Annotated in this window: 17 protein-coding genes; 4 read left to right on the top strand and 13 right to left on the bottom strand. The window is 69.3% G+C overall.

Annotated features, from left to right (window positions below; translation table 11 throughout):
* Window positions 1-251: 251 nt before the first annotated feature.
* From GZ998_RS00355 to GZ998_RS00320, 8 genes are all read right to left on the bottom strand, one after another.
* Window positions 252-944 carry a TlpA disulfide reductase family protein gene (locus GZ998_RS00355; protein ID WP_219108264.1) on the bottom strand — a complete coding sequence of 231 codons (693 nt, stop codon included), beginning with the start codon at window positions 942-944 and terminating at the stop codon, window positions 252-254.
* A gap of 4 nt (window positions 945-948) precedes the next feature.
* Window positions 949-1,872: a c-type cytochrome biogenesis protein CcsB gene (gene ccsB, locus GZ998_RS00350; RefSeq protein ID WP_162679018.1), complete on the bottom strand. Its 924-nt coding sequence runs from the start codon at window positions 1,870-1,872 to the stop codon at window positions 949-951.
* Window positions 1,865-3,358 carry a cytochrome c biogenesis protein ResB gene (locus tag GZ998_RS00345; protein WP_308807122.1) on the bottom strand — a complete coding sequence of 498 codons (1,494 nt, stop codon included), beginning with the start codon at window positions 3,356-3,358 and terminating at the stop codon, window positions 1,865-1,867. The genes ccsB and GZ998_RS00345 overlap by 8 nt, the downstream gene beginning before the upstream one ends.
* 17 nt (window positions 3,359-3,375) lie before the next feature.
* On the bottom strand, window positions 3,376-4,068 hold the full coding sequence (locus GZ998_RS00340; protein WP_162679019.1) for a cytochrome c biogenesis CcdA family protein: 693 nt from the start codon (window positions 4,066-4,068) through the stop codon (window positions 3,376-3,378).
* 4 nt (window positions 4,069-4,072) lie between these two features.
* On the bottom strand, window positions 4,073-5,092 hold the full coding sequence (locus GZ998_RS00335; protein ID WP_162679020.1) for a tetratricopeptide repeat protein: 1,020 nt from the start codon (window positions 5,090-5,092) through the stop codon (window positions 4,073-4,075).
* Between the two features lie 17 nt (window positions 5,093-5,109).
* Window positions 5,110-6,660 (bottom strand): ammonia-forming cytochrome c nitrite reductase subunit c552, encoded by a 1,551-nt coding sequence (locus GZ998_RS00330; RefSeq protein WP_237564189.1) that lies wholly within the window; start codon window positions 6,658-6,660, stop codon window positions 5,110-5,112.
* Window positions 6,661-6,666: 6 nt separating this feature from the next.
* A complete protein-coding gene (gene nrfH, locus GZ998_RS00325; RefSeq protein WP_162679021.1) occupies window positions 6,667-7,164 on the bottom strand; it encodes a cytochrome c nitrite reductase small subunit in 498 nt (165 codons plus the stop codon).
* A 176-nt stretch (window positions 7,165-7,340) separates the two neighbouring features.
* The gene (locus GZ998_RS00320) at window positions 7,341-8,177 is read right to left on the bottom strand and encodes an SDR family oxidoreductase (protein ID WP_161924971.1); all 837 of its coding nucleotides are present in this window, start codon (window positions 8,175-8,177) and stop codon (window positions 7,341-7,343) included.
* A gap of 80 nt (window positions 8,178-8,257) precedes the next feature.
* Here GZ998_RS00320 and GZ998_RS00315 point away from each other — a divergent pair, with 80 nt between their 5' ends.
* Entirely contained in the window at window positions 8,258-9,064 is an 807-nt protein-coding gene (locus tag GZ998_RS00315) for an exodeoxyribonuclease III (RefSeq protein WP_162679023.1), read from the top strand.
* 295 nt (window positions 9,065-9,359) lie between these two features.
* Here the strand turns inward: GZ998_RS00315 and GZ998_RS00310 are convergent, their stop codons facing one another.
* Window positions 9,360-10,235, bottom strand: coding sequence for a serine hydrolase (locus GZ998_RS00310; protein WP_219108272.1), 876 nt, complete (start codon window positions 10,233-10,235; stop codon window positions 9,360-9,362).
* A 57-nt stretch (window positions 10,236-10,292) separates the two neighbouring features.
* The gene (locus GZ998_RS00305) at window positions 10,293-11,129 is read right to left on the bottom strand and encodes an NADPH-dependent oxidoreductase (protein ID WP_219108263.1); all 837 of its coding nucleotides are present in this window, start codon (window positions 11,127-11,129) and stop codon (window positions 10,293-10,295) included.
* A gap of 98 nt (window positions 11,130-11,227) precedes the next feature.
* On the opposite strand from GZ998_RS00305, the gene GZ998_RS00300 reads away from it, so the two are divergent.
* From GZ998_RS00300 to GZ998_RS00290, 3 genes are all read left to right on the top strand, one after another.
* Complete coding sequence (locus GZ998_RS00300) at window positions 11,228-11,989, top strand: PolC-type DNA polymerase III (RefSeq protein ID WP_161924973.1); 762 nt, start codon at window positions 11,228-11,230, stop codon at window positions 11,987-11,989.
* Window positions 11,990-12,182: 193 nt separating this feature from the next.
* Complete coding sequence (locus tag GZ998_RS00295; RefSeq protein ID WP_308807121.1) at window positions 12,183-14,486, top strand: PrsW family glutamic-type intramembrane protease; 2,304 nt, start codon at window positions 12,183-12,185, stop codon at window positions 14,484-14,486.
* 34 nt (window positions 14,487-14,520) lie between these two features.
* Window positions 14,521-15,168: a hypothetical protein gene (locus tag GZ998_RS00290; protein WP_219108260.1), complete on the top strand. Its 648-nt coding sequence runs from the start codon at window positions 14,521-14,523 to the stop codon at window positions 15,166-15,168.
* Window positions 15,169-15,224: 56 nt separating this feature from the next.
* Here GZ998_RS00290 and GZ998_RS00285 read toward each other — a convergent pair whose 3' ends face one another.
* The 3 genes from GZ998_RS00285 to GZ998_RS00275 are packed head-to-tail and all read right to left on the bottom strand — an operon-like array spanning window position 15,225 to window position 17,686.
* On the bottom strand, window positions 15,225-16,397 hold the full coding sequence (locus tag GZ998_RS00285; RefSeq protein WP_257504869.1) for a hypothetical protein: 1,173 nt from the start codon (window positions 16,395-16,397) through the stop codon (window positions 15,225-15,227).
* Window positions 16,394-17,026, bottom strand: coding sequence for a dCTP deaminase (gene dcd / locus GZ998_RS00280; protein ID WP_162679027.1), 633 nt, complete (start codon window positions 17,024-17,026; stop codon window positions 16,394-16,396). Before dcd ends, GZ998_RS00285 begins: the two co-directional genes overlap by 4 nt.
* 60 nt (window positions 17,027-17,086) lie before the next feature.
* Window positions 17,087-17,686 carry a TM2 domain-containing protein gene (locus GZ998_RS00275; RefSeq protein WP_238994254.1) on the bottom strand — a complete coding sequence of 200 codons (600 nt, stop codon included), beginning with the start codon at window positions 17,684-17,686 and terminating at the stop codon, window positions 17,087-17,089.
* Window positions 17,687-17,802: the final 116 nt, after the last annotated feature.

Genomic DNA, 17,802 nt, shown 5'->3' with positions numbered 1-17,802 from the left:
ATACGCGGGTCAACAGGATCATTACTCACCGGCCCATCACAGCCGAACTGTCACCACCAATAACCCCCGAACTGTCACCGATGTCCTGAGACATAACACCGACACGGCTGGCACCCTTCGTGCCGAATCTGGACATTCCGCTGCGGCCTGCACCCGGGATCGGCCCACCACACCCTCATACCGAAAGCGCCACGTGATTCCCACCGGTCTCGGCATGTAACAAGTGCCGGTCTCGGCGAAAGAGGGGAGGGTCAGGCGCCGGTGAGGGCGCGCAGGGACTCGTCCATCTGCGCGGGAGTCAGCAGGCCCACGTGCACCTGCTGTACCACGCCGTCGGCACCGATGAAGAAGTGGGAGGGCACGCCCATGATCCCGTAGGCGGCGGAGATCGCCTGGTTGCGGTCAGGCACCTGGGTGAACTCGTTGCCCACACGCTCGGAGTAGGCACTCACCGCGGCGGCGTCCTCCCCCACATAAACCACGATCACCTCCACGTCGTCGCCGTATGCGGCGGCCGCCGCCTGCACATCGGGCATCTCGGTGCGGCAGCCCGTGCACCAGGTGGCCACGAACATCAGCCACACCGGCCGCCCCTCCGTGGCCTGCGGATCCAGCGCCACCTCCTGGGAGTCGAGGTCCGCGGCGGTGAAGGCGGGCGCCGTCTGCCCCGCCACCGGGGCGGTGCTCGCCCCCGCCACGTCCACCTCGGTGACTACTGCGATCTCCGCCTGGGCCGGCCCGGCATCCTCGGGCCCCACCGCCCACCAGGCGGCGATGGCAATGGCGAAGGCCGCCACGATCACCACGGCCACCTGCCCGAAGTGGGAGCCGCGGACGCCGGCGCGCCAGGCCGGCTCGCCGGGGACACCGCCCCGGGCACTGGGATCGGCGTCGGGCCGGTCACCGGCGTCGGCGGAGGCCTCTTCCGGCAGCTCGTCACTCATGTCGTCACGCATAGGAGTGCAGTCCTCCGAAGAACAGGTTGCCCAGGTAGGTGAACAGGACGGCGGCGAATCCGAGGATCAGCAGCCAGGCGGCGCGGTTGCCCCGCCAGCCGCGCGTCACGCGGGCGTGCAGGTAGGCGCCGTAGATGAGCCAGGTGACCAGGGCCGCGGTCTCCTTGGGGTCCCAGCCCCAGTAGCGCCCCCAGGCGACATTCCCCCACAGCGCCCCCAGAATCAGCATGAGCGTGAGCATGGGGAAGGTGACCACGGTGGCCCGGTAGGCCAGGTCGTCCAGCACCTCCTGGCGGGGCCAGCCCCGCCAGCGCACGTGCGGGGCCAGCAGGTACATGACCGCGGCGGCGAAGGAGACCACTGCGGCCCCGTATCCCAGCGAGGCGGTGAACACGTGCAGCGTCAGCAGCGGAGAGTTCTGCAGCGCCGGCATGAGCGGGCTCGGCTGGTAGGACAGGGTGGAGGCGTAAATCAGCATCGCCAGGATCACCGGCAGCACGATGATTGACACGGTGCGCACCCGGTAGCGCCACTCGAAGACCACCTGCGCCAGCATCATGCCCCAGGCAAAGCAGATGGCGAACTCGTAGTGGTTGGAGAAGGGGGCGTGCCCGGTGGCGATGGCACGGGCGATCAGCGAACCCGTCAGCAGCAGCAGGCCCAGCTGAGTCGACTTAGCCGCCCACCAGGTGATGGTGAAGCGCTTGATCGGGGCTCGCTGAACCCCGCCGGTCACCTCCACGGTGCGCTCACCGTCGCCGGTGTCGACGACGACGCTCACCCCCGCCCCTCCCGCCGGGGCCGCGACGGCGGCCCGGGACATGCGGGCGGAGAAGAATGCACCCAGGTAGGCGATGGTGGAGATCACCACCAGGGCGGTGGTGATCAGCAGCAGGGCCTGGGAGTACTCAAGCATCGGCGTCGGTCCTTTCCGCGTGCTGGGTCATCTGTCCGCTCAGGCTGACGGACATGTCGGTGAAGAAGGCACTGAATCCGTAGTCGCGGCGGTCGGGGGAGGCCAGCTGCACCAGGGCGCCGTCGTCGGCCTCGGTCACCCGCACCCAGATGCGCCGGTGCCGGAAGAACATGGTCATGCACACGCCGATCGCCAGTAGGCCGAAGCCGACCCAGACGATCGGGGCACCGGGGTCGCGGCGCACGATCATGCCGGTGAACTGCTGCTCCCGCTCAAAGGTCAGGGTGTAGTCCCCCACCGCCGTCGGCGCACCCTGGTCCAGGATGGCCTGCGCACTGGGCGTGGTGGCGTCGCCGTCGTACAGCTCGACGCGCACCTGGCCGGGCTCGATGCCGGTGCCCACCTGCCCGGAGGCGGCCTCGACCACGTACAGCACCGGGCCGTCGGGCAGGGTGGTGTGGCCGTAGTTGAAGATCTTGTCCGAGGTGGTCCACTCCAGAGCGACGCCGTCGTGGAGGATCTCCGTCCCAGAGGCGTCGGCCACGCGCATGACGGCGGATACCCCGAAGTAGGACTGGTGGAACATGACGCCGTGGTAGCTCAGCGGGGTGTTGACCCGTACCTGCTGGGAAGCGACCTGCTGGCCGGCGTCCAGCAGGGTCAGGTCGGCGACGTAGTCCTTCGGCGAGCCGTCCTCGTAGTAGGTGTCCTGGAAGCTGTTGGCCTGCGCCGTCAGGGCGGTGCCGTGGCCCACGTCCTTGGGGTAGCCGACGGTCAGGGTGAACTGCTGGTCGCGGAAGCCGGTCAGGGAGGAGACCACGAACCCGGCCATGACCACCACGAAGGCGAGGTGGGCGAACACCGTGCCGAAGGGCGCCCAGTAGTTGCGGTCCAGGTAGGCGTTGAGGCCGGGACCGCGCTCGTCCACGATCACGCGCATGCGGCGCCGACGGGCGTCCTTGCACACGATCGCGAAGGCGTCCGCGGCGCTGAGCGGCGCGGTGAAGTGGGAGCGCAGCCGGGCCCGGTCGAAGAAGCGGGCGGTCACCCGGGTGCGCGGGTGCCGGTAGGCCCGCCAGATGACCGGCAGGCGATGCACCGTGCAGGCGAGGATAGAGGCGGCCAGCAGCCCCATCACCACCAGGAACGGCACCGAGGTGAACATGTTGAACGCGCCCAGCGTGCGCAGAATGCCGGTCCAGCCGCCGAACACCGGCCGCACCTGCTCCAGCCACTGCTCGGTGGCCTGGGCATCCCCCCGGGCGGAGTCGGGCATCTGCGGGAAGATCGCGCCCAGCAGCCCCAGCAGGCCGGCCAGCAGAATCAGCACCAGGCCCACGGTCTTGTTGTAGAAGAAGGCGTAGACCTGCCGGAGCACCTGGCCCAGGGGCAGCGCGGCCTGGTCGTCCAGGCCGTCCACGGCCCCGGAGCTGCGCGGCGCCCCGGCGGTACGCGGCTCCGGGGGCAGCGTCTTGGTCTGTTTCACCGTCAGTGCCTCCTTACTTATAGTCCCAGCGAGGGAATCAGCGCGGACAGCCGGGTCAGCAGGCCGCTGACCATAAGCAGCCCGACGACGACGAGCACGCCCCCGCTGGCCAGGGACACGCCCACGTGGTGGCGGCGGAACCAGTCGAATCTCCGCGTCACCTGAGCCGACCCGAGGGCGACCGCGATGATCGGGATGCCCAGGCCCAGGCAGTACGCGGTCATCAGGGCGATGCCGGACCAGACCGTCGGGCTCGCCGTCGCCAGCGCGAGAATGCCCCCGAGGATCGGGCCGATACACGGGGTCCAACCCGCACCGAAGGCGATTCCCATCAGGGCGGCGCGCAGCGGCGACCCGGCGGCGTCGGCGGGGCCGGAGGCCCGTACCTGGGTGTCGAAGGGCCGCAGCGTCAGAATGCCCGCAACGTGCAGCCCCATCAGCACCAGGACCGCCCCGGCCACTATGCGCAAATGAACCACGTAGGGGCCCAGTGAGCGCCCAAGCAGCCCGAGCGCGGCCCACAGGGCGATGAAGACCACGGAGAAGCCGAGCACGAAGCTCAAGGAGTTCGCCAGGGCGGCGCGGCGGCGCACGGGGCCACTCCCGGCCCCCACCAGCTGCCCCACGAAGGCGGGCACGATCGGCAGGAAGCAGGGCGAGGCGAAGGAGACGAGGCCCGCCAGCAGGGCGACAGGAAGAGTCAGCTCCATCCGCTCACCCCGCGCTCGGCGTAGCCGTGGCCGAGCCCATGGTTCCCACATGACCCCGGACATTCGCGGCCATCTCCGAGTCTGGGGCTAGCTGAAGCACCTTCTCCCAGCACTGATTCGCCCGGTCGGCGTCGGGAGGGGTGCGGGCCATGTACAGGAAGCCGAGGTTGTACCAGGGTTCGGCCACGTCCGGGTCGATCTCGGCGGCGCGCAGCCAGTGCGCCTCCGCCTGCTCGTACTGGTTGGACTGGTACTCCGCCACGCCGATGGTCAGCAGCGCGTCCAGGTTGTCGGGGTCGACGTCGAGGATCTGCTGCAACCAGGTAATGGAGTCCTGGTACAGGGCCGCCTTGAGGTACATGACGCCCAGCTCCTGGCGGGACTGCGCATCCGCGGGATCCGCCTGCGCCTGCGCCTGGAGCTCCGCCTCCCGCTCGGTGTCCACCGGCTCGGCCTCATCCATGGCGGCGATGGCGCTCGCATCGGCGGTGGCCGCGATGGACGGGTGCCCCTCGGGCAGCGCCGTGTCGGCGGCATCGTCCTGTCCCGCCTGCTGCACGATGATGACGACGGCGGCAGCCAGCAGTGCCACGAGCACCAGGTTCAGGCGGGAGACGCCTCCGCGCGGCCGCGCCGTCGCGGAGGTGCGGCCGCGTACGGCCTTGACCGGCCGGGCGGGGGCAGCATCGTCGTCCTCCGCCAGCAGGTCCTCGACGTCGGCCGCGTCCTCACCGTCGTCCTCACCATCCTGCTCGTGCCCAATGCCGTCTTCAGGCGCAGGCTCGTCGGCGGGCTCGCCGTCCGGCGTCCTGCGTGCCGCGGCCGCGGCGGCGTCGGCGGCCTTGCCCGCGCGCCCGGCCTCAGGGTCGGCCTCGAGGTCGGCCTCGAGGTCGGCCAACTGCGCGGCCGCCCATCCCTTCAGCCCTTCCGGGGCGGTGGCCAGGAAGGCGGCAAGTTCCTCCCGATTCGGCTCACCGCTGGTCTCCTGTGCTCGCGATTCCTCGTTCCCCTGCGCTTGACGCATACCGCTCTTGTACCCCGTCAGTCGCCGGTGTCAGGCAGGTGCTGCTCGGGGATGGCCGGCCCGATCCCGTTGTCCACCTCGACTCCGCGCAGCGCCAACTGCCCGGAGCGGGCCCAGTCGGTCGCCTGGTTGAGGATGGAGATCGAGTAGGCGGGTGCGTGGAAGCCGCGGCCGTTCTCCGAGAAGGAGTAGTCGATCACGAACTGTGCCTTGCGCTGGTAGTCGCGGGCCGTGGCCAGCTCGTCCGCCGACGCACTGCCGTCCTCATCCGCCGCCGTGATATCGGTGATCAGCGCATCCAGGGCGGTGAAGGATACGTTCAGCGAACCCTGCCAGCGGGTCTGGATGACCTCTACCCGCTCGCGCATCTGCGCCGCCGTGGAGTGGTGGCAGGTCAGGCAGGAGGCGTTAATGCTCTCGTCACTGACCATCGGGCTCATGATCTGGTGGTTGGAGACCTTGGCGGCACCCTCCCGACTGTAGGCCATGTGGCAGTCGGCACAGGTCACGCCATTTTCGGCATGGATACCCTGGGCCCAGGTCTCGAAGTCTGGGTGCTGCGCCTTGAGCACCTCGGCACCGGACTCCTCGTGAGTGAAGTCGGTCCAGCCGACCTCGTCGTAGTAGTCCATGGCGTCGTATACGGTCAGGCCCTTGTCCCACGGGAAGGTCAGCGTCTTGGAATCGCCGGCGAAGTAGTACTCCACGTGGCACTGGGCGCAGACGTAGGAGCGCATCTCCTGGTTAGTAGCGTCCCGGTTGACGTCGTAGTCCGCGATGCCCTCGGCGGCCTTGGCCTTGCGGATGCCGTCGATGAAGGCGGGCCGGGTGATGGTCAGCTCCATGGTCTGCGGGTCGTGGCAGTCTATGCAGGCGATGGAGGAGGAGGTGTGCTCGTAGGCCTCGTCGTAGCTCATGGCGTTCATGGCGTGGAAGCCGGCCTCACGGTCGCCGTCGCCCAGCTCGTCGTAGACCTCCGGCATGGAGGCGTGACAGTTCAGGCAGGTGCCGGGCTGGTTGAAGCGCTCGTCGGTGCGCTCGGTGTAGCGCTGGTCCACCAGCGCCCACTCGTGCCCGCGCGGCTCGGTGTAGTCCACCGCGAAGGCGTAGCCGCGCCACATGCGCTGGGCACGGGTCTCGGACTCGATCCGGGAAATCGTGTGGTACTCGCGCGGATCCTCAGCGGTGGGGGTGACGGCGATGAAGTCACCGTCGGTGTCCTCGATGGTCTTGCGGTACTGCTCGTACTGGATGGGGAAGTTCTGGCCCCATATGGCCGGATCGTAGGTGGTGTCACTCAACTCGACCACCTCGGTGAAGGGGGACGCCGACTCCTGCTTGTGCTCGAAGATAGTCGTCAGCATCCAGGTCACGGCACCTGCCGCCACGGCGACTACCACCAGCACCAGGGCGGGCACCCACTTCTGCGCCCGCCCGGCCTTGCGCACACCGCCCGCCGCATCGGCCTTAGCGGCCTGTGCGGCGCCGTCCGCCCCGTCCAGGTCCGGATCCAGGTCCGCGTCCAGGCCGGGGTCCTCCATAGCGGCGTTGTCCCTCTCGGTACTCATGTCGCATCACCTCGTGTGCCCGACGCCGTCGTGACAGCGGATGCACGACACCGTCTCGTCTTTGTGGGTGGAACTGTTGGTGGCCTGGTCGACGAAGTCGCCATGGCAGTAGAGGCAGGCCGCCTCGGTGATCTCACGGTTGTGCTCGCGGATCTGGATGTTCTCCGGATAGTCCTGCAGCGTGAACTTCAGGGAGTGCCACAGGCCGTTGTCAGCCTTGTTGATGTACTTGTAGACGACGTTGTCATGCGGAAGGTGGCAGGAGTTGCAGGTGGCCACTTCATGGTGGCTGCCCCGCTGCCAGGCCTCGTACTGCTCATTCATCGCATGGCAGTTGGCGCAGGTGGCCGGATCATCACCGAGGTAGGCGACAACACCCGAGTAGTACACGGTGAAGCCGCCCACTCCCAGGACCGCGCCCAGCAGCGCCGCCAGGGCGATCCTGGTCCAGCCGGTGAACAGGCGCGTATAGCCGCGCCATAGCGTCCTGACGAGACGTACCACGCGGCACCCCCTCACGCTCCGGGAATGTCACGCCCCGTCCGTTGGGGACACGGACCGACAAGGGCTTCCTGACCGTATGAAGGATATCACACGGCGTCGTGAAACGTCAGGACTTACGCCCCAGCCTCCGGCCGGGGGCACGTAGCAGTCACGGCCGGCTAGCCATAGCCGACCAGTCAGTAGCGGGTGCGCACGCTGGCATGCCCGGCGATGCGCCGCACCACCCCGCGGGGCGCCACGCGCAGCAGTGCGTTGACACCCAGGTACCGCAGCGAGGGCGTGCAGATGACCTGGCCGCGGCGCACCGCCGCGAGCGCGGCCCGGGCCACATCGTCGGCCCGCAGCCAGGCGATCGGCGGCCAGGCCGCATCCATGCCGGCGCGGTCGTGGAACTCCGAGCGCGTCAGGCCAGGGTTCACCACCGTGGCCGTTACGCCGGTGCCGCGCAGCTCACTGGCCAGGCCCTCGGTGAAGGTGCGCACCCAGGCCTTGTGCGCCGCGTAGGTACCCATGGCGGTCAGCGCGGTCACGGAGGCGACGTTCAGGATGGCGCCGTGCCCGCGCGCGATCATCCCCGGCACGGCGGCGTGGGTCAGCTCCATCACGGCACCGACCATCACGCTCAGGGCCCGCCGCTCCTGGGCGATGTCACCTTCTGCGAAGGCCTGCCCGACGGCAAAGCCGGCGTTGTTGACCAGCAGGTCGATGGGCTGGGCGGCCACCTGCGCGGCGGTGTGCGGGGCATCCGGGCGGGCCGGACCCGCCGCGGGGTCGGCTGCGGGCGCTGCGACGCGCAGTCGCTCGGCGACGCGGCCAACATCATCGGCGACCGACAGGTCCGCGGCGATCACCTGCACGCCGACTCCCGCCGCCTGACTGATTTGCGCGGCAACCCGATCCAGCCGCGCGCGCGTGCGGGCCACCAGCACCAGGTCGTGGTGGGCCTCGGCGAGCTGCCAGGCCAGCTCCAGGCCGATTCCGCTGGTGGCGCCGGTGATGAGTGCGGTTCCCATGGGGCTGAGCCTAGCCGCGCCGCCCACCGCCCGCACTACGCGCACGGGCGCCGGGCGGGCGGCCGCGGTAGCCTGCCCGTATGCGCCTGGCTACCTGGAACGTGAACTCCGCCCGCACCCGCGTCGACCGGATCGTCGGTTTCCTTCAGCGCAGGGACGTAGACGTGCTGGCCATGCAGGAGATCAAGTGCCGCCCGGACCAGTTCCCCCGCGCGCCCTTCGAGGCGGCCGGCTACGAGCTGGCCGTGCACGGGCTGAACCAGTGGAACGGCGTGGCCATCGCCTCCCGGGTGGGGCTGGCGGACGTCGTTACCGCCTTCCCCGGGCAGCCCGGCTGGGCGGCGAAGGCGGGGGCCGAGCCGGTGGTGGAGGCGCGGGCTCTGGGCGCCACCGTCGGGGGCGGGGACGGCGAGCCGGTGCGGTTGTGGAGCCTGTACGTGCCCAACGGCCGCGAGCTGGCACACCCGCACTACCAGTACAAGCTGGCTTGGCTGGCGGCCCTGCGCGATGCTGCGGCAGGCTGGATGGCGGCGGATCCGGGCCAGGCGCTGGCACTGGTCGGCGACTGGAACGTGGCGCCGCGGGATGAGGACGTGTGGGATGTGAGCGTTTTCGAGGGCGCCACGCACGTGTCCGCGCCGGAGCGGGCTGCTCTGGCGGCGTTGGAGGCTACCGGCCTGACCGAGGTCACGCGCGAGCGCGTCACCAACTACACCTACTGGGACTACCAGCAGCTGCGCTTCCCCCGCAACGAGGGCATGCGCATCGATTTCGTCTACGGCTCGGCCGCCTTCGCGGCGCGCGTGCGCGATGCCGCCATCGAGCGCGACGAGCGCAAGGGCAAGGGACCGAGCGATCACGTGCCCGTCATCGTCGACCTCGACTGACCGGGATGGCCCGGGGTCCGCCCCGCGTCGGCCTTCCCACGGCGCGCCACGGCGCGCTAGTGCGAGTGACGCACGCTTAGCCATCGGTGCGCGTCACAAGAACCGCGAAATTCTGCGGTTTCACTAAGCGCGCCGGAAACGGCGAAGGGCTCCAGCGTGCGCCGGGTCGTTCGCCGCACGTGGGAGCGTCGGCGCCGCGAGTCGGGCAATTTCAAAAATGGCTGTTTTTCAAGGAAAAGTCCCGATTGAGGTAATTGGGGCGACCGGCTGAGCGTGCGCGGCCGCGATGCCCGAGTCATAGGGCGAGTAGCTGGGCGCTGAGCGCGGGCCAGTTCTCCCGGTGCACGGCACTGAAGGGGCGCGCGCCCAGGAATACCGCTTGGCGGCGGGCGACCGGGTCTATCCAGATGAATGAGCCGGACTGGCCGAAGTGGCCGAAGGTCTCGGGGCTGTTCGTCGGGGCGGTCCAGTGCGGCTGCTTGGCGCCGCGAATCTCCAGGCCAAGGCCGAATTCGTTTGCGGCCTGGCGTCCGTATCCGGGCAGTACGCCCGGCAGGCCGGGGTGGACGGGGCGGCGTGCGGCTGCGGCAAGAGCGGGCGAGACGAGGGTTGGGGCTGCGAGCTCGCGGGCGAAGGCGGCCAGGTCGGCGGCGCTGCCCGTCCCCGAGTATGCGGGCGAGCCGGGGATGCGGACACTCGCCATGCCGAGGGGTTCGAGGACGCTGGTCTCAACCCACTCCTCAAGCGGGGTGGCGGTCGCCTCCTCCAGGCACCGACCTAGGACTTCGAAGCCGCGGTTGGAGTAGATGCGGCGGTGGCGCGGCGGCGCCAGGACGGCATCGGAGTCGAAGGCGATGCCGGAGGCGTGGGCGAGCAGGTCACGGATGGTGGCGCCGGGCAGGCCGGGCGCAGCCGAGGCGCCGAGGTCCAGCAGGTGCCGGTCGGCGGCGACCAGGACGCTCCAGGCGACGATTGGCTTGGTCAGCGAGGCAAGTGGAAATACGGCGCGAGCATCGCCCACCTCGGCCAGGGTGCGGAAGCGGGGTCGTGTGCCGGGGGCTGCGGGGGCGCCGGTGCCCGCGTCCGTGCGGTGTTCATCGGCGATGAGCGCGAGGGGGAAGTCGAAAGCCGTTACGGCAGGGAGGGCCTCCGGCCCGACCGGGGCGGGCACGGCGCCAAACCCAGCAGGGAGGGCCCCCGGCCCGGACGTGGTCGGCACGGCTCCTCCTCAGTGCAGGCAGAGCAGTTGCTCGTGGAGGACATCCAGTACGGGCGCTTGCGAGGCCGGGCCGCCGCCCAGGGCGCGGGCGATCTGGGTGGTGAAGGAGTCGACGCGGTTGTTGGTGTCACGCAGGTCGTAGTACTGCTGGACCTCGGCGTCGTAAGCGGCCAGGGCGTCGACGTGGGCGTCGAGGTCGGGGTAGGTGTCCACGGAGGTGACGATCTCGCGGGGCAGGCGCGGCTTGTATTGCGGTTCCTGGGCGGGGTGGCCCACCAGCAGTCCGAGCAGCGGGTAGGTGCGCTTGGGCAGGCCCAGGGCGGTGATGACACGGCGCACGTCGCCGATGATGGAACCGAGGTAGACGGTGCCCAGGCCCAGGGACTCGGCCGCGACCACCATGTTCTGGGCGGCGATGACGGCGTCCTCAACGCCCTGGAGGAACAGGGCGGTGCGCTCGAGCGGCTCCAGGGAGGCACCGGCCCGCTCGCGGATGACGGCGTTGCGGTGCAGGTCCACCACGAACACGAACAGCTCCCCGCGCTCTCCACCCACGTAGGGCTGGCCGGAGGCGAGGTGAAGCTGCGCGCGCACCGCGGGGTCCTGGACCCGGATGACGGTTACCTGCTGCTGGAAGGAGGAGCTGGCGGCCTGACGGGCGACATCCAGCAGGGTGGACACCACGTCCTCGGCAACCGGCTCGGAGGTGTAGGCGCGGATGGTGCGGTGGGCCAGCTGGGTGGCGATTGTGGTGTTGGTGACTGGGGTGGTCAAGGGGGCGGTGAGGGCGTCAGTAGGTGCTGAGGCAGCGGCGCCAGTGGAGTCATTGGCAGGCGTGGTCGTCATGTCTCGACTCTAGCCCGGTCGGCCGGGTCGGCGCCGGGAGACTCGGGCGACAGCCACGAGCGGGGACGGCCCGGCGGCGGAGGCCTACCATTGGGCCGATGCCCTTCTACCACCGCCCGCGTCGCCCGTTGCGCCAGACGCTCCAGCCCCGCCCGAGCACGAGCGCACCCGATGCGGCGGATGTCGCGGGAGTGGGTTACGCCGTCGTCGACCTGGAGACCACGGGGCTGTCACCGGCGGCGGACTCGATTATCGAGATCGGCCTGGTTCTGGCGGGACCGGACGGGACGGTGGAGCGGACCTGGTCAACCCTGGTGAACCCGGGCGTCGGCGTCGATGTGGGGCCCACGCACATTCACGGGCTGGTGTCCGAGGATCTGATCGGGGCACCCGCGCTCGCTGACGTCGCCGACCTGCTGGTGCGCGACCTGGCGGGACGGGCGGTCGTGGCCCACAACGCGCGCTTTGACGTCGGCTTCCTCACCCAGGCGCTGGGCGGCTTGGACCGCCTGGAGCGCGGGGCGCGAGTGCCGCGGGTGTGCACCATGGAACTGGCGCGGCACTTCATGGCCACCCCGTCGCGGCGGCTGGTGACCTGCTGCGAGACCGCCGGGGTTCAGATTGGGCGGCACCACACGGCGCTCGACGACGCCCTGGCCAGTGCCGGGCTGCTGCGCCACTACATGGCGGTGGGGCGGGAGCGCGGCGAGGAGCCGGTGGCCTGGTCGCGCTCCCTGGCCGAGGCGGTGGTCTTCAATGGCTGGCGCTGGAGTGAGGCGTCGGCCCGCGCCCAGGAGGCGCGCCTGGTGCCGCGCCGCGGCGATGGCGTGCTGCGGCAGGTTGACGCCGGGCGGCTGTAGGACGTGGCAAACGCGCATTACGCATGTGGGCTAGCAGACCTGTGCGTAGTACATAGATTCTGATTTGTGATTTACTGCCGCGGGTTCGTATCCGCACGTCTCATCGAGAGGCTCCCTGATGTCTTCGATCCCCCTGGCAGCTCCCGGTTCGTCCTTTGGTTTGTTGCCTGGGGGCCGCGTGGAGTGGTGGGAGGTGTTGCGTGATCGTGTGACCGGCACGGCCTGGTTCGGACGCCTGTTGCGGTTTCGGGCGGCGTGTTCGTGGGTGGCGGCCGCGGTGGTGCTGGTGGCACTGATCGTGTCGCCGACGTTGCGGGCGGCCCTGGGCGCGTGGATCGGCTGCATGTGGCTGGTGCTGTGCTGGTTCGCCCTGGCGCGGGCGAAGAGCGTGTCTTGGGCGCTGGTGTCCGGGGTGCTGGCGGCGGCGATGCCGTGGGCGGGGGTCATCGCGGCAACGAGTACGTGGGTGTCGGGGTTGGCTGAGGTGTCGGTGAGCTCTACGGCCGCTTCGGTGGTGGTGGCCCCGTTGGTGGAGGAGGTGGGCAAGCTGGTGCCGCTGGCGGTGCTGGCAGTGGCGGCTCCGGGGCGGGCGCGGCGGCTGCTGGCGAGCGACTGGCTGGTGCTGGGCGTGGCCTGTGGCGCTGGGTTTGAGGCGGTTGAGGAGATGGCGCGTCGTGTTCTCATCTTGGAGGCGCAGCCGAGCCTGTTCGGTGCGCTGGGTATGTTGACGTGTTCCTATCAGGGTGTCGGCGACTTGGAGTGCTTGGGCGCGGCCACGTTCTCCCTCAGTCCGTTCTCAGGTCAGGCGGGGGAGTATCTGGTTTTCGCGGGGCACGCGATAGTGACCGGCCTGGTGGCCGGGACGGTGGGGTTGTCCGTAGCTGCGTGGCGCCGGTGCGCAGGCATGACCGGTCCGGGGCGCCTGGTGGCGCGGGCGGTGTGCGCGCTGGCGCCGTTGTGGGCGTTGTGGGTGGCGATGGTGGATCACGCCGGCCGCAACGCCAGTCAGTACGGTGCCTGGTCGAGTACCGGGGACCAGGCGCCGTGGTGGCCGGTGGGGGCCACTTCTGCTTTGACGCTGGGCGGTCACGGGCGCGGCTGGGTCCTGCTGGCCTTGTTGGGTGTGGCGTGGCTGTTGGACATGCGCACGCTGTGGGAGGGCGGCTACACGCTGTCGCTTGAGGGTGACGACGGCGGCGGGCGGTGGGGGCTGTGGCGGCTGCGGCTCATCAAGGCGCTGCGCTATGACCGCTGGCGGCCGCTGCGGGCGGTGCTGATCGATCTGGTAGCCACCGCGGGGATTGAGTGGCGGTGGGCCTACCTCACGCTGCTTGAGGCCGCCGACACCCGCCAACCAAGTTTGTTGGCGGTTGCGCCCGCGAGGCTGCGCGTGGGCCGGGAGGAGGCGGCGCGCGCGGTGCTGGACGCCGTGCCGCAGCGCTGGTGGGTGTGGCGGCTGGCGGGCGTGGGCTCCCTGGGGGTGGCCGTCGGCGTGGTGGCTCTCGCCCCGGTGCTGACCGCTGCCCTGGAGACGCAGTTGAGTAGCTCCGGGGTCTTGTGGTGGCTAGCGGGGATTCTCCACGCGCTGGGGGCCTGGTGGGAGGGCCTGAGCCTGGGGCAGAAGGCCGCGTTGTTGTTCTTTGTTGGGGCGGTGGTGATGCTCACCGGAGGTACGCTGGGGCTGGCCTTCGAGGTCGGCATGGGTGTTACCACTGCGCTCGGAGCGGCTCATGGCGCCGCTGACCTAATGCGTGACCCGTCCGGGACGGCACGCCGCTATGTATCCACCCACACGCCCGCTGAGGTGGTCTTGGACTTGGCCTTGGCGGCGCTGACCTTCGTGGGCGGTGGCGCGGTCAGTGGGATGGGCGGGCAGACCGCCCGCGGCGCCTACTGGGCCTCCCGGCAGGCCGCCCGTGAGGCCCGATACGAGTACTGGCTGTGGCACAATAACCGGGCCGCCTGGCGTAGTTACGTCAAGGAACGCAACCTAGCCGTGCGCCGGTACCTGGCCGATGAAACCGGTGCGGTAAAGCCCGGTTTGTTCGATCCGCGTGCCGGCAAGCACTACCCCGGCGTGCGCAAACCCGTGCGCGGGTCCAGTGAGGGCGGTGTCGGTACCTGGGGTAAGGGCCGGAACCACAGCCCCTCCTGGCGTTCGGCGACCTATGAGGAGCAGGTCACCGGTGTGCGCGTGGATGACTCCTACTTCGTGGGCGGCAAGGAGTTCGACGGATTCAGGGACGGCGTGCTCCTCGAGGCCAAGGGCGAGGGCCTGGCAAACCTCATGAACAAACCCTGGGGCGAACACGTTGTCGATGACGCGGTCGAGCAGGCGAGAGAACAGGTCGCGGCGGTGCGCTCCACCGGCACCAACACACCCATACACTGGCACATCGCCGAACAAGAGCTATACGACGTACTCCTAGACCTCCAGAAAGGAGGAGACTTCCCCTCCACAATAAAACTCTTCTTCACCCCACCCAACTACTACTAACAAATCCAAGTAGAGAGAGGAAAGGATAGACGCCATGAAATGGCGCCTTTCATTTAAAAGCCAGCGTCCGGGTCTGGACCAGCGTATGGATGAGTCGATCGCCAGGGCGTGGGAGTTCATGCAGGCCATCAAGCCGTATGACCCCACCTTCCACCGGTGGCGCAACACCGCCCGCACCAAGGCGCAGGCGGAGGCCAACCCCAACATCGAAACCCTCGACCAACTCCGCCAGTCCGTCTACGCAAGCGCCGACCCCGAACTCCCCGGCGCCATCAGATCATTCTTCAGCGGCGACATCGATGCCGACGGCAGCAGCCTCGGTCTCACACTGGGACTGATCTACCCCGACACCCACTCCATACGGCTTGAGACAGGTCGCACGCTCGGGGCGCGTATTGACGCCGACGAGGACTTCGCCGACTGGCTGATATACACCGGTGCCCGCATCATCAACCCCACCATCGGCGCACTACGCCGCCAAGGCGCCCCACTCAACCCCGACCCCGAACCCTACGACTACGTGCCCGGTTGGAAGATGTTCTTCCACCGCGACTCACCCCACTGGAACCAGGCCCACGCCCTAGCCAACAAAGCCGTGCCCGTAGCAGAAGGAGCCATCCTCACCTACGGCACCCCCGACACCTACACCCAAACCCTCAACCAATGGCCCCACCAGCAATGACCGGCGTGGCCGACGAGATGACCTAGACGAGATGACCCAATAGAACCGAATTGGGACTAAAACCCGACCAGGAACCCGTCGTCGTCAACTACTACTCCCCCAGCGGCGGCCAACAGTGCGGCGGCAACATCCTCAATGAGAACGCGTGCGGCAGCGCGCGCCTGCCGCACGCCGTCAGGCGGATCCTCGCGGTGGGCATCGGCAGGGTCCAAGGGCGTCCACACAATCTGGTAGGCGATTACGCCGTCGCGCGACCACGCCTCACCCCGCACAGCCAGCGGCACCTCCTCCGCCGCCTGCACGCGAATCTCGATCCCACCCCACTCGGGGTGCGCGTGCGCCACCTCCGCGACTACGCCGTATCCGTCGCGCAGCTCCTCCACGGGTGCGCCCGCCGCCCGAGCCCGGGCCTCCTCCTCCGCCTGCTCATGGCGGCGACGCTCGGCCGCCTGCCAGGCCGCATCCAGCACATCCTCACCGATGGTCTCAGAGAGCCTTACCAGCTCCTCATGCGGTATGGCAGCAAGGCCGGTCGGGCCCGCCGTCGGCTCCGCATGCAGCAGCAGGCGAGCACCCGGAGCGATCGGGGCCGCCACGGAGACGGCGCCATCAGGCGTGATCCACACCGGCGAGTACACGGTAAGGGTGGTGGACAGCTCGGGGTCGGGGACCACGAGTACTGGAACAGTACGACCACCGGCATCCTGCGGGTCGCCAGCCAGCCTCAGTCCTCCGGCCAGGCGGCGGGCCATCGCGCGTAAACGGGTCAGCGCAAGCAGTTCGGCGCCGGCGGGCTGGGCCAGCGGGAAGGCATCCGTAAGTGGATCAATACCCGCCAAGGCGGCCGGCAACGCACCGTCCCGCTGCGGCGGACAGTCCAGGATCATCACCTGGGCGACCCACTCGGGCAGCTCCAGAACACCCCGCAAGTCGGCGTCGGTGTCCCACGGCCCCTGCAGCTCGGCGCCGGGAGCCACCTGCAGGCGGGAGGCGCCCACCCAGCCGGCGTTCTCGTCCAGGGACAGGGCCAGGGCCTCAACCTCATCGACGGTCACGTCATCGGCTAGCAGCAGGAGGTGCTGCGCATCGGCGCGCCCCACTGGGAAGGAACCGACCGTGGACAGGGCAGCACTGGGCAGGGTAGTGGCCAAGTCGGTGCCCGCGGCGTAGAAGTCCGCCAGCACCGGGACGGGCTGCTCCTGGTCGGCGGAGCGGTTCGGCTTACTCATGCGCCCGGCCCCTCGGAGACGGGCGCGGCGGCTTCAGCCAAGGGGCCTGCGTCAGTGATGCGGATGCGGTGGAATGACAGATGTGAGCGCGACGCCGTCGGGCCGCGCTGGCCCTGGTAGCGCGAGCCGGTGGCGCCCTGGCCGTAGGGCGCGGCAGCGGGCGAGGACAGGCGGAAGAAGCACAGCTGCCCGACCTTCATGCCGGGCCAGAGCTTGATGGGCATGGTGGCCGTGTTCGACAGCTCCAGGGTGACGTGCCCGGAGAAGCCGGGGTCGATGAAGCCGGCGGTGGAGTGGGTCAGCAGGCCCAGGCGCCCGAGGCTGGACTTGCCCTCCAGGCGGGCAGCGATGTCACCGGGGAGGGTGACGCGCTCGTAGGTGGAGCCGAGCACGAACTCGCCGGGGTGCAGCACGAGCGGCTCATCGGGGCCAACGTCGACCAGGTGAGTGAGCCGGTCCTGCTCGACAGCGGGGTCGATAACCGGGTAGCGGTGGTTGTCGAACAGGCGGAACCAGCGGTCCAGGCGCACATCAATAGAGGCGGGCTGGATCATCTCCGGGTCATAGGGCTCGAGGCCGACGTGACCGGATTCGAGTTCTGCGCGGATGTCACGGTCGGAAAGCAGCACGCCCCCGATTGTGCCAGGTTGCCGGCGCCCCGGCACCCGGCTCGGGGCGCCGCGGCCGACTCAGTTGCTCAGCGGCACGCCTTTAGCGTCGACGCCCCACGGCTGGGCGCCGGGCGTGGCAGTGAGGATGATGATGCCCTCAACCAGTCCCCAGATCCCCGATACCACGGCCAGAATCCCGAATGACAGCAGCGTGATCAGCAGCTGGGCAATCGCCTTGCCGTTGTAGCCGAGGTAGAAGTTATGAATCCCGAACGCCCCCAGGAAGATGCCCAGCAGTCCCGCGGCGACCTTGGACTTCTGGTTGTACATGGCGTAGGGCTGGCCGTACGCCGCGGCCGGCGCCTGGTAGGCAGGCTGCTGGTACCCGGCCTGCTGGTAGGCGGGATCTTGGTACCCCTGCTGGTAACCGGCGTTCTGGTAGCCGGCCTGCTGCGCCTGATCGTATCCAGGCGGGTAGCTACCGCTCGTGTAGGCCTGCCGCCCCTGGTAGGTGTCTAGTTGCTGATAGGGATTGGCTGCCGAAGCGTCGGAGGAAACGGCATTGTCCTGGGAAACCTGGGACTCCGGCTGATAGCCGCCGGAGGGGTCCTGCATGTTCGCCCCGTCGGAGCCGTCAGTGTTCTGCGGCTCGGGCGGGCTGAAGGGCGAGAAACTCATATGCTCACTCTGGCAGATCGGGGCGCGGCCACGCAGCCCGTCTCATGGGTCGTTCTCCCCACGCGAGGAATCTCACGCCCATTGCAGCGACTTGGGTCACGCTGCCGCGCAGTACC

The sequence above is a fragment of the Actinomyces sp. 594 genome, assembly GCF_019325145.1.
Lineage (GTDB): Bacteria > Actinomycetota > Actinomycetes > Actinomycetales > Actinomycetaceae > Actinomyces.
This window is presented reverse-complemented; position numbering and strand designations above follow the sequence as displayed.

What these genes read in the sequence shown, in the direction of transcription:
- ccsB (WP_162679018.1), bottom strand. Translation starts at nt 1,872, where the DNA reads ATGCTTGAGTACTCCCAGGCCCTGCTGCTGATCACCACCGCCCTGGTG.
- GZ998_RS00285 (WP_257504869.1), bottom strand. Translation starts at nt 16,397, where the DNA reads ATGAGTAAGCCGAACCGCTCCGCCGACCAGGAGCAGCCCGTCCCGGTG.
- GZ998_RS00355 (WP_219108264.1), bottom strand. Translation starts at nt 944, where the DNA reads ATGAGTGACGAGCTGCCGGAAGAGGCCTCCGCCGACGCCGGTGACCGG.
- GZ998_RS00330 (WP_237564189.1), bottom strand. Translation starts at nt 6,660, where the DNA reads ATGAGTACCGAGAGGGACAACGCCGCTATGGAGGACCCCGGCCTGGAC.
- GZ998_RS00335 (WP_162679020.1), bottom strand. Translation starts at nt 5,092, where the DNA reads ATGCGTCAAGCGCAGGGGAACGAGGAATCGCGAGCACAGGAGACCAGC.
- GZ998_RS00290 (WP_219108260.1), top strand. Translation starts at nt 14,521, where the DNA reads ATGAAATGGCGCCTTTCATTTAAAAGCCAGCGTCCGGGTCTGGACCAG.
- GZ998_RS00275 (WP_238994254.1), bottom strand. Translation starts at nt 17,686, where the DNA reads ATGAGTTTCTCGCCCTTCAGCCCGCCCGAGCCGCAGAACACTGACGGC.
- GZ998_RS00320 (WP_161924971.1), bottom strand. Translation starts at nt 8,177, where the DNA reads ATGGGAACCGCACTCATCACCGGCGCCACCAGCGGAATCGGCCTGGAG.
- GZ998_RS00315 (WP_162679023.1), top strand. Translation starts at nt 8,258, where the DNA reads ATGCGCCTGGCTACCTGGAACGTGAACTCCGCCCGCACCCGCGTCGAC.
- GZ998_RS00300 (WP_161924973.1), top strand. Translation starts at nt 11,228, where the DNA reads ATGCCCTTCTACCACCGCCCGCGTCGCCCGTTGCGCCAGACGCTCCAG.
- GZ998_RS00305 (WP_219108263.1), bottom strand. Translation starts at nt 11,129, where the DNA reads ATGACGACCACGCCTGCCAATGACTCCACTGGCGCCGCTGCCTCAGCA.
- GZ998_RS00340 (WP_162679019.1), bottom strand. Translation starts at nt 4,068, where the DNA reads ATGGAGCTGACTCTTCCTGTCGCCCTGCTGGCGGGCCTCGTCTCCTTC.